This window comes from Sphingomonas metalli, assembly GCF_014641735.1.
Classification (GTDB): Bacteria; Pseudomonadota; Alphaproteobacteria; order Sphingomonadales; family Sphingomonadaceae; genus Sphingomonas; species Sphingomonas metalli.
On record NZ_BMIH01000003.1, the window covers coordinates 298,188 to 322,324 of the forward strand.

Consider the following 24,137-nt stretch of genomic DNA (forward strand, 5'->3'; position numbering starts at 1 on the left):
GGCAGGGGGTAGCGGCGCATGGCGCCTGCTCGCGACCGCCGCGCAGGCTTCTCGCGGCGACGGCAATATGGACTGTTCTTCGGCTACGTCCTCGCGGTCGCGGGGGCGGTGGTCGGGGCCGTGCTGCTCGTCGCCAGCCTGTTCAATCCGCCGCTGTTCGCCGCCTTCCGCATGGCGGCGGCGGGAGTGACCGTGCCGGTCTCCTCGGCGCTGACGAGCGGCCGGGACCTGGTGTCCGCGGTGCCGGAGGCGATCAACGGCTGGGTCTTCGCCCATGCCGAGAATGCCGCGATGAGGCGCGACCTCGCCGCCGCCCGCCCGCTGCTGATGCGGGCGCGGTCGATCGCCTATGAGAACAATCGGCTGCGGACGCTGCTGGCGCTGCGCGATCACGCCGCCGACCCCGTGGTCACCGCGCGCCTCGTCAGCTCGAGCGCGTCGAGCGGCCGCCGCTTCGCCCTGCTGGACGCCGGCCGCATGCACGGGGTCGAGCCCGGCATGCCCGTCCGCGGACCGGAAGGGCTGGTCGGGCGGGTGGTGGAAGCCGGACCCAATGCCGCACGCATCCTGCTCCTGACCGATCCCGCCAGCATCGTGCCCGTCCGCCGCGCCCGCGACGGCCTGCCCGCGATCGCGGTGGGCCGCGCGGACGGAGCGGTCGACATCCGCTCGGTCAACGCCACCAACGTGCGGTTCCGCAGCGGCGACGTCTTCGTCACCTCCGGGACCGGGGGGCTCTACGCGCCCGACATGCCGGTCGCCCGCGTGACCGCCGATGCGCTGGACAGCGCCGTCGGCCGCCTTTTCGCCCAGCCCGATTCGCTCGACTATGCCCTGGTCGAGAAGGCCTATATGCCGCTGCCGCCCGCCGTGCCGGCGGCGGCGCCGACCACGGCAGCGCCGGCGCCCGCCGAGGCGCCATGAGCCCCGCCGATCCCGATCCCTTCGCGCCCGCGTTGCCGCCCGGCCGCGCGCGGGCCTTGCCCTGGGCCAGCGTGCTCGCGGGATCGTTGCTGACCGCCATTCCGATCGTCGCGAGCGTGCCGATCCTGCCGCCCTTCGGGCTGCTGATGCTGCTGACGTGGCGGCTCCTCGCCCGCTTCGCGCTGCGCCCCTGGGCGGCGGCGCCGCTCGGCTTCGCCGACGATCTGGTCAGCGGCCAGCCGCTCGGCTCGGCGGTGCTGCTCTGGTCGCTCTGCTTCATCGGCATCGAGCTGGTCGAGCGCCGCATGGTGTTCCGCGACTTCTGGCAGGACTGGCTGATCGCCAGCGGCGCGATCGTCTTCTGCCTCGCGGTCGGCCGCGTGCTCGCGCTGCCGGTCGGCGCGCGCGTCGACGGAGCGTTGCTGGCGCAGGCGGCGGCGACCATCCTCCTCTTCCCCGTGTCGACCCGGCTCGTCGCGTGGATCGACCGCAAGCGGGGCGCGGCATGAAGCGCCAGCCCAAGATCGTCACGCCGGCGATGCAGTCCTACAGCTTCTCGCGTCGCGCCTGGCTGCTCGGCGCGGGCACGGTCGGCGTCGGCACGCTGCTCGGCGCGCGCATGGCGTGGCTGTCGGTCGCGCAGAACGAGCGCTACAGCCTGCTCGCCGAGAGCAACCGGGTGAACGCGACGCTGATCCCGCCGCGGCGCGGCTGGATCGTCGATCGCCACGGCGCGCCGATCGCGAGCAATCGCACCGACTTTCGCGTCGACATCATTCCCGACCGGCTCGCCGACAAGGATCGCGTGCTCAAGCTGCTCGGCGAGATCCTGCGCCTTCCTGCCGAGGAGCTGGAGCGGGTGCGCGTCGATCTCGATCGCGCCGCGGGCTTCCAGCCGGTGCAGGTCGCGGAAAATCTGGACTGGGAGCGGTTCGCCGCGGTCAGCGTCCGCCTGCCCGAGCTGCCGGGGGTGCAGCCGACGCGCGGCTTCGCGCGCCACTATCCCGCCGGCGCGGCGGTCGCGCACCTGACCGGCTATGTCGGCGCGCCCACCGCCGAACAGTTCAAGGCCACGCGCGATCCGCTGCTGGTCACGCCCGGCTTCAAGCTGGGCAAGGACGGGCTGGAGAAGACGCTCGAACAGCGGCTGCGCGGTCAGGCGGGCGCCAAGCGGGTCGAGGTGACCGCGCGCGGCAAGCTGGTCGCCGAGCTCGCCACCCGCCCCGACGTGCCCGGCCGTACCGCGCGGCTGACGATCGATGCGGGGCTGCAGGAATATGCCGCGCGCCGCCTCGGTACCAATTCCGGTTCCGCGGTGGTGATCGACTGCCGCACCGGCGAACTGCTGTGCATGGTGTCGATGCCGGCCTACGACCCCAACAGCTTCTCCGACGGGATCAGCCATTGGGAATGGCAGATGCTGTCGGACGACGACCACGTCCCGCTGATGAACAAGGTGACGCAGGGCCTCTATCCGCCCGGCTCCACCGTCAAGCCGATGAACACGCTCGCGCTGATGGCGGCGGGCGTCAGTCCGACCGATCGCGTCCAGTGCAGCGGCGCCCTGCGCGTCGGCACCGGCGTGTTCCATTGCCACAAGCGCGGCGGCCACGGGCCGGTCGACATGAAGACCGCGGTGGCCCAGTCCTGCGACATCTATTTCTACGAGATGATCCGCCGCATGGGCTATGACCGCATCGCGCCGGTCGCGCGCGAGCTGGGGCTGGGCCAGAAATTCGAGCTGCCCTTTTCCACCCAGCGCTTCGGCACCGTGCCCGACAGCGCGTGGAAGGCGCGCAAGTACAAGGATCGCTGGACGGTCGCGGACGGACTCAACGCGTCGATCGGACAGGGCTATGTGCTGGCCAATCCGCTCCAGTTGGCGGTGATGGCGGCGCGGATCGCGTCGGGCCGGGCGCTCCAGCCCAGCATCCTCGCCGACCGGGTCCATCGCGACGCACCCGACCTGCCGTTCCAGCCGGAGCAGCTCGACCATGTCCGCGAATCGATGTGGGCGGTGGTCAATGGCGGCGGCACCGGCGCCGCCGCGCGGCTGCTCGTTCCGGGCATGAGCATCGCCGCGAAGACCGGCACCGCGCAGGTCCGCCGCATCACCATGGCGGAGCGTCGCGGCGGCGTGCTGAAGAACGGCCAGCTGCCCTTCAAGCTGCGCGACCACGCGCTGTTCGTCTGCTTCGCGCCCTATGAAAACCCGCGCTACGCCGCGGGGATCGTGCTCGAGCATAACGGCCATACCGTCCGCAATCTCGACACGCCGATGATCGGGCGCGATATCATGACCTGGCTGCTCGACCGCGACCGCGCGATCGCCAGCCTGGCCGAGGTGGAGCCGACCTGGGGCGGCGACATCGCCACCCGCATGGCCGCCGAGGCTGCCGTCTATCGCGCCGCCCACGCCCCCGCCCCGGCCGCCGCCGCGACCAAGACCGACGCCACTGTGCCGTCCGATGCGCCCGCCGTCGAGCAGGCCACCGCGGCAGCCAACCAGACCCAGGCCGCGCTGGCGGAGGCGCCCCCCGCCGACACGCCTGCTGGACAAGGCACGACGGAACGCACGCCATGACGACGCGCCTGATCCCCGAACCGCTGGCGCAATTGCCCTGGCGCATCCTGCTGCTGGTCGCCGCGATCAACGGCTTCGGGCTGCTGATGCTCTATTCGGCGGCGGGCGGCAGCATGATGCCCTGGGCGCTTCCGCAGGGCATCCGCTTCTGCGTCTTCCTGACGGGTGCCATCATCGTCTCGCGCGTGCCGGAGGACTGGCTGCGCCACGGCGCCATGCCCGCCTATGCCGTCCTGCTCCTGATGCTGATCGGCGTCGAGCTGCTCGGCCATGTCTCGGGCGGCAGCCAGCGCTGGCTCAACCTCGGCTTCGGCTTCCGCCTGCAACCCTCGGAGCTGATGAAGCTGGCGATCGTGCTGGCGGTGGCGCGCTTCTACGAGATGCTGCCCTCTGGCGAGACGCGCACCTTCGGCGCGGTGTGGCCGGCGGCGGTGCTGATCGGCTTGCCGGCGGCCTTCGTCATGCTCCAGCCCGACCTCGGCACCGCCCTGATGATCTGCGCGGGCGGGGCGACGGTGATGTTCCTGGCCGGGGTGCCGCTGCGGCTGTTCATCGGCGGCGCGCTGGGACTGGCGGTGGCCGCGCCGCTGGCGGTCAATTTCCTGCTCCACGACTATCAGCGCAACCGGATCCTGATCTTCCTCGATCCCGAAAGCGATCCGCTCGGCACCGGCTATCATATCAGCCAGTCGAAGATCGCGATCGGCTCGGGCGGGATCTGGGGCAAGGGCTTCCTCAACGGCACGCAGAGCCATCTCGACTATCTACCGGAGGGACATACCGACTTCGCCTTCGCGACGATGGCCGAGGAATGGGGGCTGGTCGGCGGCGTGCTGCTGATCGCCGCCTTCCTGCTGGTGATCCGCTGGGGCATCGATGTCGGCCAGCGCGCCAACAGCCGCTTCGCCAAGCTGACCGCGGCGGGGCTGTCGATGACGATCTTCTTCTACGTCGCGATCAACCTTTCCATGGTGATGGGCCTGGCGCCGGTCGTCGGCATTCCGCTGCCGCTGTTCAGCAACGGCGGCTCGGCGCAGATGACCGTGTTGCTGTGCCTCGGCATCCTGATGGCGATCGACCGGCAGAACCGCCGCCGGCCGCAATGGTAGGCGAAAAGCGCAGCCTCCCCAAAAAAGGGGTTGCGCCCCGCGCGAACGATGGTAACAGCGCGGCTCCCGACGCGGGGCGGGCGGCATCGCCGACGCCCCCGATCGCCGGAACGGACGCATAGCTCAGTTGGTAGAGCAGCTGACTCTTAATCAGCGGGTCCTTGGTTCGAGCCCAAGTGCGTCCACCATCCTCCCTCGCGAGACCTGACCGGCCGCTGGCCGCTGGACAGAGGCCGTCGCGGCGGCCAAGTTACATCCATGTCAGTACCTCCCGTCCTCGGCCGGTTGCGGCTGCCGGTCATCGGCTCGCCGCTCTTCATCATCTCCACCCCCGATCTCGTCATCGCCCAATGCAAGGCGGGGATCGTCGGCTCCTTCCCCGCGCTCAACGCGCGGCCGGCCGCGCTGCTCGACGAGTGGCTGCACCGGATCACCGAAGAGCTCACCGCGCATAATCGCGATCATCCGGATCGCCCCGCGGCGCCCTTTGCGGTCAACCAGATCGTCCACCGCTCCAACGACCGTCTGGAGGCGGATCTGGCGACCTGCGCCAAATGGCAGGTGCCGATCGTGATCACCTCGCTGGGCGCGCGCGAGGATCTCAACGCGGCGGTGCATGGCTGGGGCGGGATCACGCTCCACGACGTCATCGACGACCGCTTCGCCCGCAAGGCGGTGGAGAAGGGCGCAGACGGGCTGATCGCGGTCGCGGCGGGCGCGGGCGGCCATGCCGGACGCCAGTCGCCCTTCGCGCTGGTGCAGGAGATCCGCGACTGGTTCGACGGTCCGCTCGCGCTGTCGGGCGCGATCGCGACCGGCGCGGCGATCCTCGCGGCGCGGGCGATGGGCGCGGATTTCGCCTATATCGGCTCGCCCTTCATCGCCACCGACGAGGCGAATGCGGCGCCCGACTACAAGCAGGGCATCGTCGACGGGCGAGCCGCCGACATCGTCTATTCGGACCTCTTCACCGGCGTGCACGGCAATTACCTGCGTCAGTCGATCGCGGCGGCCGGGCTCGATCCGGACAATCTGCCGGCCGGCGACGTCAGGACGATGAATTTCGGCGGCGGCAACGGGAGCAAGGCCAAGGCCTGGCGCGACATCTGGGGCGCGGGTCAGGGCATCGGCGCAGTGCAGGCGATCGAGCCGGTTGCGGCGCGGATCGACCGGCTGGACGCGGAATATCGGGCGGCGCTCGCGCGCATCGCGGGATAGGCGTCGGCGATCGGCAAACGCCCCGCACACGCGTGCGGCATCACCCGCGCAGGTCGACCGCCAGCCGCTGCTGCAGGGCGCGCGCCGGACTCGCCGGGCGAGGACCCGCGATCATCGCGACGTCGAGCGCGCCGGCGCGGCGATAGAGCGCCTCCCCGATCGCGATCAGCGCGCGCGCCGCATCGGGCAGGCGCAGGCGCACCGAGTCGCTCGTCTCGGGAAGGGCCGGCAGCCGTCCCGGTCCGCTGTCCACTTCGCCCGCCGCCCAGGCGCGATGGCCGAGCAGCCAGGCGAGCAGGTGCATCAGCCGAGTCGTCAGCCGCAGCGACTCGCAGCTGAGCAGCACGCCGGTCATCGGATCGAGATGGGCCGCGTCGATCGGCGACTGGTGCTCGCAATAGTGCCGCATCTCGTCCGCCAGCACCATCGCCTCGCTATAGACCGACTCGATCAGGTGGCGGTGCATTTCCGGCAAGGGGTGTTCGTGCGACATGGCCGGAGGAATGACATGCGCTGCACCGCGCGGAAAGCTCCGTTCCGGATCCGTCCTGTCCCGATCGGGGGCGGGTGGGACGCTCGGGAATCAGGCGATAATATCCGGCAGCAGCTGATCCTCGAGCACCGAAATCTCGTCGCGCAGCCGAAGCTTGCGCTTCTTCAGCCGGGCGACCTGCAACTGATCGGGCACCCCTGCGCCCTCCAGCGCGGCGATCGCCGCATCGAGGTCGCGATGCTCCAGCCGCAAAGCGTCCAGCCTGTCCCTGATCTGCGCTTCGTCCACCCCGCCCTCCAGCGCGCCCGTTTAGCGTGTGCGCGGGGCGGCGGCGAGCCCCGAAACACGATCGGCGATGGAAAGGCACGGCCGGTCGCGGACACCGGCGACAACTGCTCCTTTCGGTGGTTTACTGGTTTCCCTCGCAAGCACAGGAGATCTGCCCATGCAGTCGACCACCGCGCATCAGACCGCGCTGGCAACCAAGCACGCGACGCTTGACCGCTATATCGCCGAAGAGCAGCACCGTCCGCATCCCGACGCGATCCGCTTGGCCGACCTGAAGAAGCAGAAGCTGAGGCTGAAGGAGGAGATCATCAGCCTGTAATCCGATGCGGGTGCCGGTCCGTCGGGCCGGCGCCCCCTTTCGCGGGCGCTCTCAGCCGGCCGAGCGCGCGGCGTTGACCAGCGCAATATCGATCGGCCGCGACAGCGCGACGCCGATCCGGCCCTCGGTGCTCCAGGCCACGGTGCCGTCGACTTCACCCACACCCGGCAGACTGATCGTGATCGCCGTGCCGCTGGCGATATGCTCGCCGGGTTCCGCCATCAGCCCCCGTTCGGACAGGTTGCGAATCCGCACCTGCCGCTCCTCGCCGCCGCCGATCCGCAGGCCGGCGGTCATCAGCATGCCGGTGCGCAGTTGCGCGCGCTGCTCGGCGCCGTCCTGTTCCGCTTCCGGCTTTGCGCCCGTATCGCGAAGATGGCCCTGCATGACGTATGCGTCCCGTTGGTTAGGTCAGTGGAGTCACAACGACGAAGACCGAAACTAGTCTCCAGAAATGACCAGAGCTTTAAGGACTATTCGTCCCGCGAGACCTTTTCGTGCCGCTCGTGCCGCTCCTGCGCCTCGACGGTCATGGTCGCGATCGGCCGGGCTTCGAGCCGGGCGAGGCTGATCGGCTCGCCGGTCACCTCGCAATAGCCATATTCGCCCTCCTCGATCCGGCGGAGCGCAGCATCGATCTTGCTGATCAGCTTGCGCTGCCGGTCGCGGGTGCGCAGCTCGATCGACCAGTCGGTCTCGCTCGAGGCCCGGTCGGTCAGGTCCGCCTCGCGCAGCGGATCGAGCTGGAGCTGGGACAGCGTACCCTGCGATTCCAGCAGGATCGCCTCTTTCCAGCGGATCAGCTTGTCGCGGAAATAGGCCTGCTGCCGCGGATTCATGAACGGCTCGTCGGCTGAGGGCCGATAGCCGTCGTCATTGGCCGGCGGCTGGCCGGTGGAAGGGTCTACGCGATCAAAAGCCGTCGCCATGCCGATCTCCCTTCGGCCCGGCGGCAAATACTTCGCCGTCTGCTGGGCCGCCCCCTAGATGCGCGCCCTATAGTCCGGGTGGGGGATGGCGCGCAAGCGAGGCTTGGGCGCGGTAAAGTCCGGTTTTCCCGCGATTGTTGCGCCCGCGCGACAGCGCCGCCAGCGCCCCGGCCGGGGCACGGGCGGCGCGCGCGATCGCTCAGGCGGCGGCGATCGCCTGTTCGATATCCGAAATCGGATGGCCGGTCAGATCCTTGCCCAGTTCGCCCGCCAGCCGGTTGCTGACTTCCTTGTGGTAGTGCTTGCGCAGCTCGCCGAGCGTCCGGGGCGGCGCGACGATGATCAGCTTCTCGAACTCGTTGGCGAGCGCCCGCTGCTTCAGCATGTCGGCGGCCTCCGCCGCGAAGCGGTCTTCCTCCAGCTGGTGGAAGTCGGTTTCGCCCAGCGACCCGCGCGAGGCGGCGAACTGTGCGCCCTGCCCGCCGCCGCCCGCCTGGTTCGATCCGCCCTGCGCGATCGGCGGCGCGCCCGCGCCCGACTGGGTCGAACGGGCCGCGCCCGCCGCATCGGTCTTCTGCTCCGAATCGCGCGGATTGGGGTGTTCCTCGGCATGTTCGACCGTCAGATTGGGATAGTCGGCATCGCCCTCGTTGCGCAGGAACAGCAGCTTGCGCCCGTCGGCGACGAGGACGACCGTATTATGGTCCAGATGCATGGCGGCTCTCTCCTGATCGTGAATGTCCGCCGGGTGAACGCCCGCATCCGCACGAGGGTTGCGCGCGGTGGAATGTTCCACGTGGAACAATTAGGGAACACGTCCGCGTCCGGGTTGCGTGGCCGCGGGCCCGCCGCCATAGCGTGCCGCCATGCACGACATCCGCCTGATCCGCGACGATCCTGCCGCGTTCGACGCCCGTCTCGCCCGCCGCGGCCTCGCGCCGCTCTCGGCCGAGCTGATCGCGATCGACGAGCGCCGCCGCGCGACGATCGCCGCCGCGCAGGAGGCGCAGACCCGGCGCAACGACCTGTCGAAACAGATCGGTCAGGCCAAGGCGGCGAAGGACGAGGCGCGCGCGGCCGCGCTGATGGAGGAGGTCGCCGGGCTGAAGGCGCGCCTGCCCGAGCTGGAGGAGGAGGAGCGGAGCATCACCACCCTGCTCGACACCCGGCTCGGCGCGATCCCCAACCTGCCCGCCGCCGACGTGCCCGATGGCGCGGACGAGACCGACAATGTGCTGGCGACGCAATGGGGCGAGCCGCGCGCCTTTGCCTTCAGTGCGCGGGAGCATGACGCGATCGCCCCGGCGCTCGGCATGGACTTCGACACCGGCGTCGCGCTCGCCGGCGCGCGCTTCACCGCGCTGCGCGGCCAGATGGCGCGGCTGTCGCGGGCACTCGGCCAGTTCATGCTGGACCGGCTGGTCGACCAGCACGGGTTCGAGGAGGTCGCCCCGCCGCTGCTCGTCCGCGACGAGGTGGCGTTCGGCACCGGCCAGCTGCCGAAATTCGCCGAGGACCTGTTCCGGACCACCGACGGGCGATGGCTGATCTCCACGGCCGAGATGTCGCTGACCAACATGGTGCGCGAGAAGATCCTGGCCGAGGGCGAGCTGCCGCTGCGCCTCGCCGCGCTCACCCCCTGTTTCCGGTCGGAGGCCGGTTCGGCGGGCCGCGACACGCGCGGCATGATCCGCCAGCACCAGTTCGAGAAGGTGGAGATGGTGGCGATCACCACGCCCGACGCCTCGGACGCGGAAAACGAGGCGATGACCCGTATCGCCGAGGGCGTGCTCGAAGCGTTGGAGCTGCCCTATCGCCGGATGCTGCTCTGCACCGGCGACATGGGCTTTTCCGCGGCGCGCACCTACGATCTCGAAGTCTGGCTGCCGGGTCAGGCGCGCTATCGCGAGATTTCGAGCTGCTCGACCTGCACCGATTTCCAGGCGCGCCGGATGAACGCGCGCTACCGGCCGGAGGGGGAGAAGGGGACGCGCTTCGTCCACACGCTCAACGGCTCGGGCCTCGCGGTCGGGCGGACGCTGGTCGCGGTGATCGAGAACTACCAGCAGGAGGATGGCGCGGTCGCGGTGCCGGCGGCGCTGCAACCCTATATGGGCGGCGTCACCCGGCTGGAGCCGCGCGGCTGATGCGGATCCTGATCACCAACGACGATGGCTATCACGCGCCGGGGCTCAAGGTCGCCGAACGGATCGCCGCGGCCTTTTCCGACGATGTCTGGGTGGTCGCACCCGCCGACGAACAATCTGGCGCGGGTCATTCGCTCACCCTCACCCGCCCCTTGCGCATCCGCCGCTTCGCCGAAAAGCGCTTCGCCGTTTCGGGCACGCCGACCGATGCGGTGATGATGGCGGTCGCCAAGATCATGAAGGACAGCCCGCCGGACCTGATCCTGTCGGGCGTCAATCGCGGCGCCAATCTGGCGGAGGACGTGACCTATTCGGGCACCGTGTCCGCCGCGATGGAGGGCGCGCTCGCCGGCATCCGCTCGATCGCGATGAGCCAGGTCTATGATCGCGAGGGGATGGGCGATGCCGTGCCCTTCTCGGTGGCGGAGGCCTGGGGCGAACGGGTGCTGCGGCCGCTGATCGACGCGCCGCTGGCGCCGCGCACGCTGGTCAACATCAACTTTCCCGCCGTCCCCGCCGACCGGGTGAGGGGCGTGCGCGTCGTCGGCCAGGGGCTGCGCGACTATGGCCGGCTGAGGATCGTCAGCAATGTCGATCCGCGCGGCTATGAATATCACTGGTTCGCGCTCGGCCAGATGCCGCACGATCCGGTGGTCGACACCGATCTGGAGGCGGTGGGCGAAGGCTTTGTGTCGGTCACGCCGCTCCATCTCGACCTGACGCACCAGGCTTCGCTGGCGATGCTCGGCAAGGCCTATCGCTGATGCGGGCGGCGGCGCCGGCGCTGTGGCTGATGCTGGCGGCGCAGACGCCGATCCAGCTCCTCCCCGCCCCGCCCGCCTGGGAAGCCGCTCCCGTCTCCGCCGATGCGCGCGACGTGGCCGACGGCATCTGGCTGGTCGAGCCCGGCCAGACCCTGTCCGGCATCGCTGCCCGCACCGGCGCGGGCGCGCCCGCGATCGCGCGGGCCAATGCGATCCCCGCCCCCTATGCCGTCCGCATCGGCCAGCGGCTGAAGATCCCCGGCGGCCGCTACCATCTCGTCCGGCCGGGCCAGAGCGGCATCGCCATCGCCCGCGCCTATGGCGTCGAATGGTCGCGGATCGTCGAGGCCAACGGACTGGCCGAACCCTATGTGCTGCGTGCCGGCCAGCGCGTCCTGATCCCCGGCTCGCTGGCGACCACCGCCCGCAGCCGGGCCGCAGAGCGCGCCGCCGCCTTCCAGCTCGACATCGACGATATCGTCACCGGCGGCCAGCCTGCGCTGGCCCCGCGGCAGCTGCCCGCAAAGCCGGTCGCCAAACCGCGCCGGCCGCTGTCGCCCGCCGTGCCGGTCGCGCCGCCCGCCAGGCTCGCGAGCGGCGGCTTCAGCTGGCCGGTCGAGGGCGGCCGCGTCGTCAAGCGGTTCGGCGCCGGGCAGAGCGGCGAGCGGAGCGACGGGATCAAGATCGCCGTGCCGCTCTCCACCCCGATCCGCGCCACTGCCGACGGTGTCGTCGCCTATGCCGGCAGCGGCATCGCGGCGCTGGGCGGGCTGATCATCATCCGCCATGGCGGCGGCTGGACGAGCGTCTATGGCCATGCCGCGAAGCTGAACGTCACGCGCGGCCAGAGCGTCACGCGCGGACAGACGATCGCGCTGTCGGGCGATACCGGGTTCGCCGACCGGCCCGAGCTGCACTTCGAACTGCGCCGCGGACGCGTGCCGGTCGACCCGCTGGGCGTGCTGCGCGCGCGGCCCTGAGGGGGCGCGATCACTCGGCGGCGGATGCCGATGCCTGACTCCCGTTCGTGCTGAGCCTGTCGAAGCACTGTCTTTTTTCCGCACGCATCACCAGAAGAAGAACGGCACTTCGACAGGCTCAGTGCGAACGGATGGGGTCAGGGGTTGGGATGCCAAGCTCCCCCCAGAAGACGACCATGTCGACGGACGCCCCCCGGCTTGCTAGTCGCGCGCCATGACCTACCAGTCCGATCTTCTCGCCGTGCTGCACGAGCGCGGCTATGTCCATCAGATGACCGACGCCGCCGCGCTCGACGCGCTGGCGGCCAGGTCGGTGGTGCCGGGCTATATCGGTTTCGATCCGACCGCGCCGTCGCTGCACGTCGGCAGCCTCGTCCAGATCATGCTGCTCCGCCGCCTGCAACAGACCGGGCACAAGCCGATCGTGCTGATGGGCGGCGGCACCGGCAAGATCGGCGATCCCAGCTTCAAGGACGAGGCGCGCAAGCTCCTCGCCGAGGACGGGATCACCGCCAACGTCGCCTCGATCAAGCGGATCTTCGAGCGGTTCCTGACCTTCGGCGACGGCCCGACCGACGCGGTGATGCTCGACAATGCCGAGTGGCTCGACCGGCTGGAATATATCCCCTTCCTGCGCGAGGTGGGGCAGCATTTCTCGGTCAACCGGATGCTGTCCTTCGATTCGGTGAAGCTGCGGCTCGACCGCGAGCAGTCGCTCAGCTTCCTCGAATTCAATTACATGATCCTGCAGGGCTATGATTTCGTCGAGCTGTCGCGCCGCGCCGGCTGCCGGTTGCAGATGGGCGGCAGCGACCAGTGGGGCAATATCGTCAACGGCATCGAGCTGGCCCGCCGGATGGACGGCACCGAGGTTTTCGGCGTGACGACGCCGCTCATCACCACCGCCGATGGCGGCAAGATGGGCAAGACGATGGCGGGCGCGGTGTGGCTGCACGAGGACCAGCTGCCGCATTTCGATTACTGGCAGTTCTGGCGGAACACCGACGACCGCGATGTCGGCCGCTTCCTGCGCCTCTTCACCGACCTGCCGCTGGACGAGATCGCCCGGCTGGAGGCGCTGCCGGGCGCGGAGATCAACGAGGCCAAGAAGATCCTGGCGACCGAGGCGACCGCGATGTGCCGCGGGCGCGCCGCGGCGGAGGAGGCGGCGGAGACGGCGCGGCGGACCTTCGAAGAGGGCAGCGCGGGCGACGCGCTGCCGCAGATCACCGTCGACGGTGCGATCGGCATCGTCGATGCGCTGATCGGCCTGGGCTTCGCCAAGTCGAAGGGCGAGGCCCGCCGGCTGATCGCGGGCGGCGGGGCCAGGATCGACGGCGAGAAGGTGTCGGACGAGGCCGCGATGGTCGAGGTCGGCGCCGCGCCCGTCCGCCTTTCCGCGGGCAAGAAGCAGCACGGGCTAATCGCAAAAAGCTAGCCGGATTATGCGGTTACGCGGTAAGATGTCGTCAATGCCTGACTCGCTATCCTTGGCCTGCACCGTTGCGGCGTATGTCTAGCGCGGCGGTGCCAGGAGGATGATGGCCAGTTTTCAGCCAGCGACCTATGAAGAGCGGCGCGAGCCCCGGCTGGAGGTGCTGTTCCGCGCCCGCGCGATCCACCCGAACGGGGTCGAGCGCCCGGTGACGATCGTCAACGTCTCCTCGGGCGGGTTCATGGCGCGGGCCGATGGCGACTGGGCGCCAGGCGACCAGCTTTCGGTGACGCTGCCGGTCGTGGGCGTGGCCCGGGCAGAGGTGCGCTGGTCGCTGGGCGGGCGGATCGGGTGCCAGTTCGTGAAGGCGATCGACGTACCGGTGTTCGAGGAAATGCTGCAGAGGATGCGGCGCAGCATTTAGTGCAGCAATTTCCTTGGGCCCGACATTCCGTTCGTGCTGGGCTTGTCGAGGCACTGCACGTCTGAATCTACTGCACGTCTGAATCTGATGTCATCCCGGCAAAGCAGTCCTCTGTCCACCCCGGCGAAGGCCGGGGTCCAGTTGGGAGACGGCCGTAGGTTACTGCAAAGCTTCACCCAGCTGGACCCCGGCCTTCGCCGGGGTGGACGAGGAGTGTGGAGCGCCCGGACTTTCGCACGGGTCTCGCGAAGGCTGGGATCTCCCGCTTATCATGCGAGGCAAGAGTCGCAAAAGGCCCCAGCCTGCGCTGGGGCGACAAGTGTGGCTGAGTGGATCAACCTCTGGCTACCCGCTTCGAGCAAGAAGAAGAACGGCACTTCGACAGGCTCAGTGCGAACGGTTGGAAGTATGCACCGCCCCCCCTCACCCCGATCGCAGCAACCCCACCGCCGTGTCCCGCTCGAACAGATAGAGCGCCGTCCTGGCCGCCTGCCCCCGCTCACCCTCGAGCCCGCCGTCGCGGTCGATCAGCAACCGGGCATCGTCGTGCGCGCAGGCGATCAGATCGGCGAGCATCTCGGGCGGGGCGAGGCGGAAACCGGCTTCGCCCGACTGGCGCGTACCAAGCAGCTCTCCGCCGCCCCGCAAGCGGAGATCCTCCTCCGCGATCTGGAAGCCGTCGTTCGACTCGCGCATCAACGCGAGGCGCGCGCGCGACGTCTCGCTCAGCGCATTGCCGCGCATCAGCAGGCAGGTGGAGCGCCCCCCGCCGCGCCCCACCCGTCCGCGCAGCTGGTGGAGCTGGGCGAGGCCGAACCGGTCGGCATGTTCGATCACGATCAGCGTCGCGTTCGGCACGTCGACCCCCACCTCGATCACGGTGGTCGCGACCAGCACGCCGAGGCGGTTGGCGGCAAAGGCCTCCATCACCGCATCCTTCTCCGCCGGCTTCATCCGGCCATGGACGAGCCCGACCCGGCCCGGGAAACGCGCCGCCAGCGCTTCCGCCCGTGCCTCCGCCGCGGCAAGGTCCGACTTCTCGCTCTCCTCGACCAGCGGGCACACCCAATAGGCCTGGCCACCGCCCTCCAGATGCCGGCCGAGCGCCGCGACCACCTCGTCCAGCCGCTCGTCGGAGAGGACGCGAGTCTCGATCGGCTGGCGGCCGGGCGGCATCTCGTCGAGCCGGCTGACATCCATCTCGCCATATTGCGCCAGCGTCAGCGTGCGCGGGATCGGCGTGGCGGTCATGGCGAGCAGGTGCGGGCTGCGGCCCTTTTCCTGCAACATCAGGCGCTGGGCGACGCCGAAGCGATGCTGCTCGTCGACGACGACGAGGCCGAGATCGCGATAGCGCACCGCCTCCTGGAAGATCGCGTGGGTGCCGATCAGGATGTCGATGCTGCCCTCGGCCAGAGCCATCAGCGTCGCCTCGCGCGCGCGGCCCTTGTCGCGGCCGGTGAGGATCGCAACCTCGACCGGCAGGCCCGACAGCGTCCGCCGCAGCGTCTCGTAATGCTGGCGCGCTAGGATCTCGGTCGGGGCGAGCAGCGCGCCCTGCGCGCCCGCCTCCACCGCGACCAGCAGCGCCAGCGTCGCGACCAAAGTCTTGCCCGCGCCCACATCGCCCTGGAGCAGCCGCAGCATCGGCGATTGCTGGGCCATGTCGCCCTCGATCTCCGCGATCGTCCGCGCCTGCGCGCCGGTGAGCGAATAGGGCAGCCTCAGCAGATCGCGCAGCCGCCCGTCCCCGGCCAGCGCCCGGCCCCGCCGCTTGCGCGTGTCGGCGCGGACCAGCGCCATGGCGAGCTGGCTGGCGAACACCTCGTCATAGGCGAGCCGCTCGCGCGCCTTGGCATCGGCGGGATCGCTGTGGATTTGGGTGAGCGCCTCGCGCCAGCCGGGCCAGCCGCGCCGCGCCTTCAGGCTGGGCTCGATCCATTCGGGTAGATCCGGCGCGCGCGCGATCGCCTGCGACGCCAGGGCTGCCATGCGGCGGGCAGTCAGGCCCTCAGCGAGCGGATAGACCGGCTCTCGGGCGCGAAACTCCTCACCCTCCTCGGCGATGTCGGGATGCACCATCTGGAGCTCCTGACCGTAGAGATCGAGCCGGCCGGAGACCCGGCGCGGCTCGCCGATCGGGTAGAGCTTCTTCGCCCAGCCGGGATGGCCGCCGAAATAGACGAGACTGACATAGTTGCCGTGGGCGTCTGTCGCCTGCACCCGCGTTGGGCTCCTCCCGTTCGAGGGGCGGATGTCCCGCGCGGTCAGGGTGATGGCGATGATCCGCCCGGCATCGGCGGCCATCAGCTCGTCGCGCGGAATGCGGTCGACCCAGCCGGTCGGCAGGTGGAAGGCGATGTCGACCACCCGAGTCAGCCCCAGCCGGCCCATCGGCTTGGCGAGCGCGGGCCCGACGCCCTTCAACGCCGTGACCTCGGCGAACAGCGGATTGAGGATGTCGGGGCGCATGACTATCTGTCCCTATAGACCAGCCGACGCGCGCCGCCAGCGCCCGCCGGCCGTACCGCTATCGGAGAACCGCCCCTCATGGACCACGATATCCGCCTGAAGCGCCTGCGCTTTCGCGCCTGGCACCGCGGCACGCGCGAGGCGGATCTGATGATCGGCGGCTATTTCGATGCGCATCACGCCCGCTGGAGCGCCGAGGAGCTCGACTGGTTCGAGGCACTTCTCGAGGAGCAGGATGTCGACATCATGGGCTGGGCGATCGGCTCCATCCCTTGCCCGGCGCGTTGGGACGGACCGATGATGGCGGGGATGCGGGCGCTCGACTTCGTGCCGAAGCCGGGGGACTGACCCCTGCTCGCCCGCATGATGCTTCGCTGAACACGACGGAACCTGCCTTGCCCGAATTGAAGACGATCCTGACCGCCAAGTCGCCGCTGACCCTGTCGGGGGTGCCGACCGGCTTCCAGCCGTCGCTCCTCGCCGATCTGGCGCGGGCGGCCGGACGCGCGGTGTTCATCGCGCCGGATGACGCGGCGATGCGGGCGATCGCCGCGACCGCGCCCTTCTTCGCGCCGGAGCTGGAGGTGGTGACGGTGCCCGCCTGGGACTGTCTGCCCTATGACCGCGCCTCCCCCTCGCTGCGGATCATGGCCGAGCGGGTGGCGGCGCTCCATCGCTTGCAGGGCAAGGCGAAGTGGCCGCAGCTGGTCCTGACCACCGCCAATGCCGCGACCCAGCGCGTGCTGACGCCGTTCCGCATCCGCCAGCTCGTCGCGAAGCTGGCGCCCGGCGAGCGGATCAGCCTCGAAAAGCTCGCCGCCCTGCTCCAGGCCAATGGTTATGTCCGTACCGAGACGGTCCACGACCAGGGGGAGTTCGCGGTGCGCGGCGGGCTGGTCGACCTGTTCCCGAGCGGCGAGGAGCAGGCGCTGCGCCTCGACTTCTTCGGCGACGAGATCGAGAGCGTGCGCACCTTCGATCCGGGCGACCAGCGAACCACCGGGCGGATCGACGGCTTCACCCTGCTCCCCGCCTCGGAGGCGCTGCTCGACGAGGAATCGATCAAGCGCTTCCGCACCCGCTATCGCGAGACCTTCGGCGCGACCGCGACCGGCGACCCGCTCTATCAGGCAGTGTCCGAGGGGCGGCGGATGGCCGGCATGGAACATTGGCTGCCGCTGTTCGAGGAGAAGCTGGCGACGCTGTTCGACCATCTGGGCGAGGCGGTGGTGCTGCGCGATTCAGGCGTCGCCGCGGCGGCGGAGGCGCGGCTGGAGGCGATCGCCGACTATTACGAGAACCGGAAGCGCGCCGAGGCGGCGCAGCCCGGCAGCTATCGCCCCCTGCCCGCCAAGGCGCTGTATCTCGACAGTGCCGAATGGGCCAAAGGGCTGGAGGCTGCGACCGCACATGTCACCAGCAGCTTCCACGAACCGGAATCGAAGACGGTGCTGGACTTCGCGGTCGACGGCCCGCGCGACTTCGCGCCGGAGCGGGCGAACCAGTCCAACGTCTATGAGGCGGTGGTCGCGCATGTCGAGAAGCTGCGCCGCGACGGGCGCAAGCCGGTGCTGGCGAGCTATTCCATCGGCGCGCGCGAGCGGCTGGCCGGGCTGCTCACCGATCACGGGCTGAAGGGGGCGAAGGCCGCCGACAGCTGGCACGAGGCGCTGGCGGTGGCCGATACCGCGAAGAGCTTCGGCGTCGCGCTGGTCGTGCTGCCGCTCGACCATGGCTTCACCGCGCCGGGCGTCGCGGTGCTGACCGAGCAGGACATGCTGGGCGACCGGCTGGTCCGGCGAACCAAGCGCAAGAAATCGGCCGACGCCTTTCTCGCCGAACTGGCGACGCTGTCGCCCGGCGATCTGGTCGTCCATGCCGATCATGGCATCGGCCGCTATGAGGGGCTGACCTCGATCCCGGTCGGGCAAAGCCCGCACGACTGTGTCGCCCTCTCCTATGCCGGCGGCGACAAGCTGTACGTGCCGGTCGAGAATCTGGAGGTGCTGACCCGCTACGGCTCGGGCGAGGACGGGGCGAGCCTCGACCGGCTGGGCGGCGAGGCGTGGCAGCGGCGCAAGTCGAAGATGAAGGAGCGCATCCGCGAGATCGCGGGTGAGCTGATCGCCACCGCCGCCGAACGCGCGCTGCGCCCCGGCGAAGTCGCCGAGCCGGACAGCGCCGGCTATCCCAGCTTCGTCGACCGCTTCCCCTATGAGGAAACGGACGATCAGGACCGCGCGATCGGCGACGTGCTGGAGGATCTGGGCGCGGGCAAGCCGATGGACCGGCTGATCGTCGGCGATGTCGGCTTCGGCAAGACCGAGGTGGCGCTGCGCGCCGCCTTCGTCGCCGCGATGGCGGGGATGCAGGTGGCGGTGGTCTGCCCCACCACGCTGCTCGCGCGCCAGCATTACAACAATTTCGTCCAGCGGTTCGAGGGCTTCCCGATCAATATCGGCCGCCTCTCGCGCCTCGTCACCGCGAGCGAGGCGAAGAAGGTCAAGGACGGTGTGGCGTCGGGCGATATAGACATCGTCGTCGGCACTCATGCGATCCTCGCCAAGGGGGTGGGGTTCAAGCGGCTGGGCCTCGTCATCGTCGACGAGGAGCAGCGCTTCGGCGTGACCCACAAGGAACGGCTGAAGGCGCTGAAGGCCGACGTTCACATGCTCACGCTGACCGCGACGCCGATCCCGCGCACGCTCCAGATGGCGATGTCGGGCCTGCGCGAGCTGTCGGTGATCCAGACCCCGCCGGTCGATCGCCTCGCGGTCCGCACCTATGTCATGCCCTGGGACCCGGTGGTGCTGCGCGAGGCGCTGCTGCGCGAACATTATCGCGGCGGGCAGAGCTTCCTCGTCACCCCGCGCATCGCCGACCTGCCCGATATCGAGGAGTATCTGCGCAACGAGGTGCCCGAGGTCCGCTACGTCGTCGCGCATGGCCAGATGGCGGCGAGCGACGTCGAGGAGCGGATGAGCGCCTTTTACGACCGCAAGTTCGAGGTGCTGGTCTCGACCACTATCATCGAGAGCGGGCTCGACATCCCCTCGGCCAACACGATGATCGTCAACCGCGCCGACCGGTTCGGCCTCGCCCAGCTCTACCAGCTGCGCGGGCGCGTGGGACGGTCGAAGACGCGCGCCTATGCCTATCTCGTCACCCCGCCCGAGCGGCAGATGACCGAGGCGGCCGAGAAGCGGCTGAAGGTGCTGAGCGACCTCGATTCGCTCGGCGCGGGGTTCCAGCTCGCCAGCCACGATCTCGATATCCGCGGCGCGGGCAATCTGCTCGGCGACGAGCAGTCGGGGCATATCAAGGAGGTCGGCTACGAACTCTACCAGTCGATGCTGGAGGAGGCGATCCTGGAGGCGAAGGCTGGCGGCGCGTTCGAGCGGCCGCGCGATTTCAGCCCGCAGATCACCGTCGATGCGCCGATCCTGATCCCGGACGACTACGTCCCCGATCTCGACCTGCGCATGGGCCTGTACCGCCGCCTCAACGAGCTGGAAAAGGGTCAGGAGATCGAGGGCTTTGCCGCCGAGATGATCGACCGGTTCGGCCCGCTGCCCGATGCGACCGAGAACCTGCTGCGCGTCATCGAGATCAAGCTGAACGCCAAGCGCGCCTGCATCGCCAAGATGGACGTGGGGCCGCGCGGGGTGCTGGTCGCCTTCCACAACGACACGCCGCCCAACGTCGCGGGGCTGCTCGCCTATGTCGACCGGCTGAACGGCGTGGCGAAGCTGCGGCCGGATTCGAAGCTGGTCCTGCAGCGTGCCTGGCCGGATGCCAAGGCGCGGCTGCACGGAGCGCTTCAGCTGACCAAGGGGCTCGCCAAGGCGGCGGGGTGAGGTTGCGGCGATCGGTGCTTGGCCACCGCAAAGGTCGGCGCGCTTCCCGTGTCCGTCATTCCCGCGAAGGCGGGAATCCAGAGCCTCTAACGTTGGCGGGTGATGCGGAACGCTCCCGCGTCTGGGTCCCCGCCTTCGCGGAGATGACGGGAGGTTTGTGGGAGTGGGACGCCCCCTCAGCTGCTGTGATCGCTGATGATCCGCCAGCGACCGCCCTGCTTCTCGAACAGCAATGTCGTCAGCCCGCTTCGCGGCTTCGGTCCAGACAGCATCCAGCGCGCCACATAGAGCCGATGCGTCGGGTCGATCGCGCGCTCGAGGAGCGGCTGGAAGGTCAGCGTGCCACGCGCATTGCCGCCCGTGCGAAAGCTCGCGGCGAAATGCGCGGCGATCGCGGGCCTGCCGCGGAGCAGCCCCTTCGATCCCGCGAACACCGCATCCTCGGCATAGACCGACGTGAAGCGCGAAAGATCGCCGCTGTTCCACCCGGCCGCGCTGTCCGCCAAGGCGGCGGCGATCGTGTCGTGCCGGTCGGCCGGCGCGAGCTGCGCGGCGGCCGCCATGACCATCATCGGTGCGATCATCATTCCCCCTCCACCATCGCGACCAGCGCCGACTCGTCCAGCCCGCCGGCGCGCAGGAACCCCTGGTACCAGCCGCAGCCCTCCGCCGTCAGCAGCGCGAGTTGCTGCGGCGTCTCCACCCCCTCCGCGATGACGCCGAGGCCGAGCGCGCAGGCGATCTCGATCACCCCGCGGATCACCACCCGGTCGCGGGGGTCGCCGGCGATGTCGCGCGCCAGCGCCTTGTCGATCTTCACATAGTCGAGCGGCAGCGCCTTGAGATAGGCGAGGCTGGAATAGCCGGTCCCGAAATCATCGATCGCCACCCGGCACCCCGCCCCGCGCAGTTCGGCCAGCAAGGCGGCGGCGCGGCCGAGTTCCTGGATCATTCCCGTCTCGGTCAGCTCCACGGTCAGCCGCCCGCGGGGGAAGCCGCTGGCATCGACGCGCGAGAGGAACAGCCGCGCAAAGCCCGGCCGCGCGACATCCGCCGCGGTCAGGTTGAGCGACAGCCGCAGTTGCCCCAGCGCGCGCGGCCAGGCGGCGGCCCGCGCCAGCGTCAGCTCCTGGATGTGGTCCGACAGCGCGATACCCAGATCGGCACGATCGGCGGCGGCGAACAGCGTGTCCGCGCCGAGCGGGCCGAGCACCGGATGCGTCCAGCGCGCCAGCGCCTCGACGCCGCTGATCCGGCCGGTCGCGATCTCCACCTGCGGCTGGAAGACGATGCCGATCTCTTCGCGACGAACGGCGTGATGCAGGTCGGCGGCGAGCTCGTCGAGCGTCGCGACGCGGTCGCTGCCCGCGACATGGACGGTGCCGCCGTCGCTCGCGCGCGCGGCATCCAGCGCGTCTAGGGCGTGCGTGACGAGCGCCTCGGGCAGCTCGCCCGGCGCGTGGCCGGCGACGCCGACACGGCTGCCGAGCAGCACCGGCACACCCTCCACGTCGAAGGGACGACCCAGTTCGCGCGACACGGAAGCCGCGGCCGGGATCGCCGCCTCATCCGGCAGGGCGGCGAGGAAGCGGTCGCCACCCGCGCGCGCGACCACCGCATCGGCGCCGAGCGCGGCGGTGATCCGGCCCGCGGCCTGGGCGATGGCGGCGTCGACCCGCTCGCGTCCATGCGCGGCGTTGACGAGGTCGAGGCGCGACAAGGCGACCGCCACCACCGTCCCGCCGCGTCCCGCCGCGTGCCAGCCGGCCAGCCGGTCGAGCAATGCGGCGTGATCCTCGCCATCGAACAGCGATGCGTGCCGCCGGTCGCCAAGGCCGCCATGACGGGCGAAGCGGAGCGCCATCGCCACCTCCGCTGCATCGCGGGGCGAGGCGAGGAAGGCATGCGCCCCGGCGCGCAGGAAGGGCTCGGCCGCGCCGGCGTCGCCGGTCAGCACGAGCACCGCCTCGCCCCGGGCGGCGGCGGACGAAACCTCTGTCAGCGCGGCATCTTCACGGCCGCGTGCATCGACCAGCGCCACGGAGCGTTCGGCAAGCATGTTCGTCATCACTTCCGTTCGTAGACCCGCCCGCCCGCCGGCTCAATGCGGGCTTGCCGCCCGCCCCGCCTCGGCCTAGCTCCTGTCCATGGCCTGTGCCCCGAGCCTGACCGACATCCATGGCCGCACGATCCGCTACCTGCGGATCTCGGTGACCGACCGGTGCGACCTGCGCTGCCGCTATTGCATGGCGGAGCAGATGACCTTCCTGCCGCGTCGCGCCCTGCTGGCGCTGGAGGAGATCGCCCTGATCGCGGAGCGGTTCGTCGCACGCGGCGTCGACAAGATCCGCCTGTCCGGCGGCGAGCCCCTGGTGCGGCGCGACGTCAGCGAGCTGATCCGGCGGCTCGGCCGGATGGTCGGCCATGGCCTCGACGAGCTGACCCTGACCACCAACGGCACGCGCCTCGCCGAGCATGCGGGCGCGCTGGTCGATGCCGGGGTCCGCCGGGTGAACGTCAGCCTCGACAGCCTCGACCCCGATCGCTTCCGCTTCATCACCCGGCATGGCGACGTCGCGCAGGTGATCGCCGGCATCCGGGCGGCGCGCGACGCGGGGCTGCGCGTGAAGATCAACGCGGTCGCGCTCAAGGGGCTGAACGAGGACGAGCTGCCGGCGCTGCTGCGCTGGTGCGTCGACGAGGATCTCGATCTCTCGCTGATCGAAACGATGCCGCTGGGCGCGGTGGACGAGGATCGCACCGATCGCTTCGTACCGCTGACGGCGGTGTTCGACCGGCTGGCAGGACAATTCCCACTGGTCCGCGATACGCACCGCAGCGGCGGCCCCGCCCGCTATTGGCGGGTCGAGGGCAGCGCCACGCGGCTGGGGCTGATCTCGCCACTGACCGCAAATTTCTGCGACGGCTGCAACCGCGTGCGCCTGACCACCGAGGGCAAGCTGTATCTGTGCCTGGGGCACGAGGCGCATGTCGACCTGAAGGCGGCGTTACGCGACGGCGGTCTGGCCGCTCTCGACGCGGCGATCGACCGGGGGCTGGGCGTGAAGCCCGCCCGCCACGACTTCCGGATCGAGGCGGGCGCGGCGCCGGCGGTCGAGCGGCATATGAGCGTGACCGGCGGATGACCGACTATCCAAGGCGGGCGCTGGTGGCCTCGCCGACGCCCCCTGCGCGGGCGGCCGCCGCCGAGCTTCACGACGCCTGCGACTGGTATCCGGTCGAGGAAGCCGATGTGGTGATCGCGCTGGGCGGCGACGGGTTCATGCTCCAGACGCTCCACGGCATGCTCGAGCGGCGCAATCCGCCGGTGCCGGTGTTCGGGATGAACCTCGGCACGGTCGGCTTCCTGATGAACGAGTGGCGGCGGCACGGGCTCGACGAGCGCCTGTCGCGCGCGCGGCCGTTCAAGGTGACGCCGCTTCAGATGACCGCGACGGGGATCGACGGCCGCATCCACACGCTGCCGGCGATCAACGAGGTGTCGCTGCTGCGCGAGACGCGGCAGACTGCCAATCTAGAGGTCACGGTCAACGATCGCGTCGTGTTGCCGGAGCTGGCGTGCGACGGCATCCTGGTGGCGACGCCGGCCGGATCGACCGCCTATAACTTCTCGGCGCAGGGGCCGATCCTGCCGCTCGGCTCGGCGATGGTCGCGCTGACCCCCATCAGCCCCTTTCGCCCACGCCGCTGGCGGGGCGCGATCCTGCCCGACAAGGCGCGCATCACCCTGCGCGTCATCAATGCGGGCAAGCGCCCCGTCTCCGCCGTGGCGGACCAGCGCGAGGTGCGCGACGTGGCGCAGGTCGACATCTGCATGGACCGCCAGCGCGAGCTGACGCTGCTGTTCGATCCGGAACATGCGCTGGATGACCGGATCACGATGGAGCAGTTCATCGCTTAAGGGAGAGCGGCGCTTGCGTTCGTGCCGAACCACCTGCCCGTTCGTGCCGAGCCTATCGGGGCACTGTTCTTATTCGCCAAGCAGTGATCCATCGAGACTGAACCGCCGTAAGCCCAGCCCAGCGAAGGCGAGACCTTTGCGAATGGCCTGTCGTCATGCCGGACGTGTTCCGGCATCCACGGCACCGCAAACGCGCGATCCGTTGATCTTGCGGTACGGTGGATCCCGGAACAAGTCCGGGATGACGAGGGAAAGCGGGCCGCGTCGCGGCT

General features: G+C 70.0%; 23 protein-coding genes and 1 tRNA gene. 16 read left to right on the top strand and 8 right to left on the bottom strand.

The window, feature by feature from the left end:
- Positions 1-18 precede the first annotated feature (18 nt).
- From IEX18_RS11695 to IEX18_RS11720, 6 genes are all read left to right on the top strand, one after another.
- A complete protein-coding gene (locus IEX18_RS11695; protein ID WP_188658946.1) occupies positions 19-924 on the top strand; it encodes a rod shape-determining protein MreC in 906 nt (301 codons plus the stop codon).
- Entirely contained in the window at positions 921-1,433 is a 513-nt protein-coding gene (mreD, locus tag IEX18_RS11700) for a rod shape-determining protein MreD (protein ID WP_188658947.1), read from the top strand. Before IEX18_RS11695 ends, mreD begins: the two co-directional genes overlap by 4 nt.
- Positions 1,430-3,508: a penicillin-binding protein 2 gene (gene mrdA / locus IEX18_RS11705; RefSeq protein ID WP_188658948.1), complete on the top strand. Its 2,079-nt coding sequence runs from the start codon at positions 1,430-1,432 to the stop codon at positions 3,506-3,508. Before mreD ends, mrdA begins: the two co-directional genes overlap by 4 nt.
- The gene (gene rodA, locus IEX18_RS11710) at positions 3,505-4,617 is read left to right on the top strand and encodes a rod shape-determining protein RodA (protein WP_188658949.1); all 1,113 of its coding nucleotides are present in this window, start codon (positions 3,505-3,507) and stop codon (positions 4,615-4,617) included. Before mrdA ends, rodA begins: the two co-directional genes overlap by 4 nt.
- 112 nt (positions 4,618-4,729) lie before the next feature.
- Positions 4,730-4,805 (top strand) — tRNA-Lys (locus IEX18_RS11715).
- A gap of 70 nt (positions 4,806-4,875) precedes the next feature.
- Entirely contained in the window at positions 4,876-5,835 is a 960-nt protein-coding gene (locus IEX18_RS11720; RefSeq protein ID WP_188658950.1) for an NAD(P)H-dependent flavin oxidoreductase, read from the top strand.
- A 40-nt stretch (positions 5,836-5,875) separates the two neighbouring features.
- On the opposite strand, the gene IEX18_RS11725 is transcribed toward IEX18_RS11720, so the two are convergent.
- Entirely contained in the window at positions 5,876-6,328 is a 453-nt protein-coding gene (locus IEX18_RS11725; RefSeq protein ID WP_188658951.1) for a DUF1465 family protein, read from the bottom strand.
- Between the two features lie 90 nt (positions 6,329-6,418).
- Positions 6,419-6,616: a YdcH family protein gene (locus IEX18_RS11730; RefSeq protein ID WP_188658952.1), complete on the bottom strand. Its 198-nt coding sequence runs from the start codon at positions 6,614-6,616 to the stop codon at positions 6,419-6,421.
- Between the two features lie 157 nt (positions 6,617-6,773).
- On the opposite strand from IEX18_RS11730, the gene IEX18_RS11735 reads away from it, so the two are divergent.
- Positions 6,774-6,935, top strand: coding sequence for a YdcH family protein (locus IEX18_RS11735; protein WP_188658953.1), 162 nt, complete (start codon positions 6,774-6,776; stop codon positions 6,933-6,935).
- 51 nt (positions 6,936-6,986) lie between these two features.
- Here IEX18_RS11735 and IEX18_RS11740 read toward each other — a convergent pair whose 3' ends face one another.
- The 3 genes from IEX18_RS11740 to IEX18_RS11750 all read right to left on the bottom strand — a co-directional run bounded on the left by IEX18_RS11740 (position 6,987) and on the right by IEX18_RS11750 (position 8,579).
- Complete coding sequence (locus tag IEX18_RS11740) at positions 6,987-7,322, bottom strand: PilZ domain-containing protein (protein WP_188658954.1); 336 nt, start codon at positions 7,320-7,322, stop codon at positions 6,987-6,989.
- 86 nt (positions 7,323-7,408) lie between these two features.
- Entirely contained in the window at positions 7,409-7,864 is a 456-nt protein-coding gene (dksA, locus tag IEX18_RS11745) for an RNA polymerase-binding protein DksA (protein ID WP_188658955.1), read from the bottom strand.
- Positions 7,865-8,063: 199 nt separating this feature from the next.
- The gene (locus IEX18_RS11750) at positions 8,064-8,579 is read right to left on the bottom strand and encodes a host attachment family protein (RefSeq protein WP_188658956.1); all 516 of its coding nucleotides are present in this window, start codon (positions 8,577-8,579) and stop codon (positions 8,064-8,066) included.
- Between the two features lie 151 nt (positions 8,580-8,730).
- Between IEX18_RS11750 and serS the strand changes: the two genes are divergently transcribed.
- The 5 genes from serS to IEX18_RS11775 all read left to right on the top strand — a co-directional run bounded on the left by serS (position 8,731) and on the right by IEX18_RS11775 (position 13,614).
- Positions 8,731-10,011 (top strand): serine--tRNA ligase, encoded by a 1,281-nt coding sequence (gene serS / locus IEX18_RS11755; RefSeq protein ID WP_188658957.1) that lies wholly within the window; start codon positions 8,731-8,733, stop codon positions 10,009-10,011.
- Positions 10,011-10,775, top strand: a complete 765-nt coding sequence (gene surE / locus IEX18_RS11760) for a 5'/3'-nucleotidase SurE (RefSeq protein WP_188658958.1) — start codon at positions 10,011-10,013, stop codon at positions 10,773-10,775. The genes serS and surE overlap by 1 nt, the downstream gene beginning before the upstream one ends.
- Positions 10,775-11,755, top strand: a complete 981-nt coding sequence (locus tag IEX18_RS11765) for a M23 family metallopeptidase (RefSeq protein ID WP_188658959.1) — start codon at positions 10,775-10,777, stop codon at positions 11,753-11,755. The genes surE and IEX18_RS11765 overlap by 1 nt, the downstream gene beginning before the upstream one ends.
- A 214-nt stretch (positions 11,756-11,969) precedes the next feature.
- On the top strand, positions 11,970-13,193 hold the full coding sequence (gene tyrS / locus IEX18_RS11770; protein WP_188658960.1) for a tyrosine--tRNA ligase: 1,224 nt from the start codon (positions 11,970-11,972) through the stop codon (positions 13,191-13,193).
- 100 nt (positions 13,194-13,293) lie between these two features.
- Positions 13,294-13,614, top strand: a complete 321-nt coding sequence (locus tag IEX18_RS11775) for a PilZ domain-containing protein (RefSeq protein WP_229664541.1) — start codon at positions 13,294-13,296, stop codon at positions 13,612-13,614.
- 423 nt (positions 13,615-14,037) lie between these two features.
- On the opposite strand, the gene recG is transcribed toward IEX18_RS11775, so the two are convergent.
- On the bottom strand, positions 14,038-16,086 hold the full coding sequence (gene recG, locus IEX18_RS11780) for an ATP-dependent DNA helicase RecG (RefSeq protein WP_188658961.1): 2,049 nt from the start codon (positions 16,084-16,086) through the stop codon (positions 14,038-14,040).
- Between the two features lie 78 nt (positions 16,087-16,164).
- Between recG and IEX18_RS11785 the strand changes: the two genes are divergently transcribed.
- Both IEX18_RS11785 and mfd read left to right on the top strand, forming a co-directional pair.
- Entirely contained in the window at positions 16,165-16,434 is a 270-nt protein-coding gene (locus tag IEX18_RS11785; RefSeq protein WP_188658962.1) for an FAD assembly factor SdhE, read from the top strand.
- 47 nt (positions 16,435-16,481) lie between these two features.
- The gene (gene mfd, locus IEX18_RS11790) at positions 16,482-19,943 is read left to right on the top strand and encodes a transcription-repair coupling factor (RefSeq protein ID WP_188658963.1); all 3,462 of its coding nucleotides are present in this window, start codon (positions 16,482-16,484) and stop codon (positions 19,941-19,943) included.
- A 176-nt stretch (positions 19,944-20,119) separates the two neighbouring features.
- Here mfd and IEX18_RS11795 read toward each other — a convergent pair whose 3' ends face one another.
- Positions 20,120-20,530: a YybH family protein gene (locus IEX18_RS11795; RefSeq protein WP_229664542.1), complete on the bottom strand. Its 411-nt coding sequence runs from the start codon at positions 20,528-20,530 to the stop codon at positions 20,120-20,122.
- Positions 20,527-22,011: a GGDEF domain-containing phosphodiesterase gene (locus IEX18_RS11800; RefSeq protein WP_188658964.1), complete on the bottom strand. Its 1,485-nt coding sequence runs from the start codon at positions 22,009-22,011 to the stop codon at positions 20,527-20,529. The genes IEX18_RS11795 and IEX18_RS11800 overlap by 4 nt, the downstream gene beginning before the upstream one ends.
- A 79-nt stretch (positions 22,012-22,090) precedes the next feature.
- On the opposite strand from IEX18_RS11800, the gene moaA reads away from it, so the two are divergent.
- Both moaA and IEX18_RS11810 read left to right on the top strand, forming a co-directional pair.
- The gene (gene moaA / locus IEX18_RS11805) at positions 22,091-23,089 is read left to right on the top strand and encodes a GTP 3',8-cyclase MoaA (protein WP_188658965.1); all 999 of its coding nucleotides are present in this window, start codon (positions 22,091-22,093) and stop codon (positions 23,087-23,089) included.
- Positions 23,086-23,865, top strand: coding sequence for an NAD kinase (locus tag IEX18_RS11810; RefSeq protein ID WP_188658966.1), 780 nt, complete (start codon positions 23,086-23,088; stop codon positions 23,863-23,865). The genes moaA and IEX18_RS11810 overlap by 4 nt, the downstream gene beginning before the upstream one ends.
- Positions 23,866-24,137 lie beyond the last annotated feature (272 nt).

Bases quoted from the DNA above. Each gene is read 5' to 3' on its own strand.
- surE (WP_188658958.1), top strand. From the start codon at position 10,011: ATGCGGATCCTGATCACCAACGACGATGGCTATCACGCGCCGGGGCTC.
- IEX18_RS11795 (WP_229664542.1), bottom strand. From the start codon at position 20,530: ATGATGATCGCACCGATGATGGTCATGGCGGCCGCCGCGCAGCTCGCG.
- IEX18_RS11750 (WP_188658956.1), bottom strand. From the start codon at position 8,579: ATGCATCTGGACCATAATACGGTCGTCCTCGTCGCCGACGGGCGCAAG.
- serS (WP_188658957.1), top strand. From the start codon at position 8,731: ATGCACGACATCCGCCTGATCCGCGACGATCCTGCCGCGTTCGACGCC.
- IEX18_RS11735 (WP_188658953.1), top strand. From the start codon at position 6,774: ATGCAGTCGACCACCGCGCATCAGACCGCGCTGGCAACCAAGCACGCG.
- IEX18_RS11765 (WP_188658959.1), top strand. From the start codon at position 10,775: ATGCGGGCGGCGGCGCCGGCGCTGTGGCTGATGCTGGCGGCGCAGACG.
- IEX18_RS11720 (WP_188658950.1), top strand. From the start codon at position 4,876: ATGTCAGTACCTCCCGTCCTCGGCCGGTTGCGGCTGCCGGTCATCGGC.
- IEX18_RS11775 (WP_229664541.1), top strand. From the start codon at position 13,294: ATGATGGCCAGTTTTCAGCCAGCGACCTATGAAGAGCGGCGCGAGCCC.
- IEX18_RS11740 (WP_188658954.1), bottom strand. From the start codon at position 7,322: ATGCAGGGCCATCTTCGCGATACGGGCGCAAAGCCGGAAGCGGAACAG.
- IEX18_RS11725 (WP_188658951.1), bottom strand. From the start codon at position 6,328: ATGTCGCACGAACACCCCTTGCCGGAAATGCACCGCCACCTGATCGAG.
- tyrS (WP_188658960.1), top strand. From the start codon at position 11,970: ATGACCTACCAGTCCGATCTTCTCGCCGTGCTGCACGAGCGCGGCTAT.
- IEX18_RS11810 (WP_188658966.1), top strand. From the start codon at position 23,086: ATGACCGACTATCCAAGGCGGGCGCTGGTGGCCTCGCCGACGCCCCCT.
- mrdA (WP_188658948.1), top strand. From the start codon at position 1,430: ATGAAGCGCCAGCCCAAGATCGTCACGCCGGCGATGCAGTCCTACAGC.
- IEX18_RS11785 (WP_188658962.1), top strand. From the start codon at position 16,165: ATGGACCACGATATCCGCCTGAAGCGCCTGCGCTTTCGCGCCTGGCAC.
- mreD (WP_188658947.1), top strand. From the start codon at position 921: ATGAGCCCCGCCGATCCCGATCCCTTCGCGCCCGCGTTGCCGCCCGGC.
- dksA (WP_188658955.1), bottom strand. From the start codon at position 7,864: ATGGCGACGGCTTTTGATCGCGTAGACCCTTCCACCGGCCAGCCGCCG.
- IEX18_RS11695 (WP_188658946.1), top strand. From the start codon at position 19: ATGGCGCCTGCTCGCGACCGCCGCGCAGGCTTCTCGCGGCGACGGCAA.
- IEX18_RS11800 (WP_188658964.1), bottom strand. From the start codon at position 22,011: ATGACGAACATGCTTGCCGAACGCTCCGTGGCGCTGGTCGATGCACGC.
- rodA (WP_188658949.1), top strand. From the start codon at position 3,505: ATGACGACGCGCCTGATCCCCGAACCGCTGGCGCAATTGCCCTGGCGC.
- recG (WP_188658961.1), bottom strand. From the start codon at position 16,086: ATGCGCCCCGACATCCTCAATCCGCTGTTCGCCGAGGTCACGGCGTTG.
- moaA (WP_188658965.1), top strand. From the start codon at position 22,091: ATGGCCTGTGCCCCGAGCCTGACCGACATCCATGGCCGCACGATCCGC.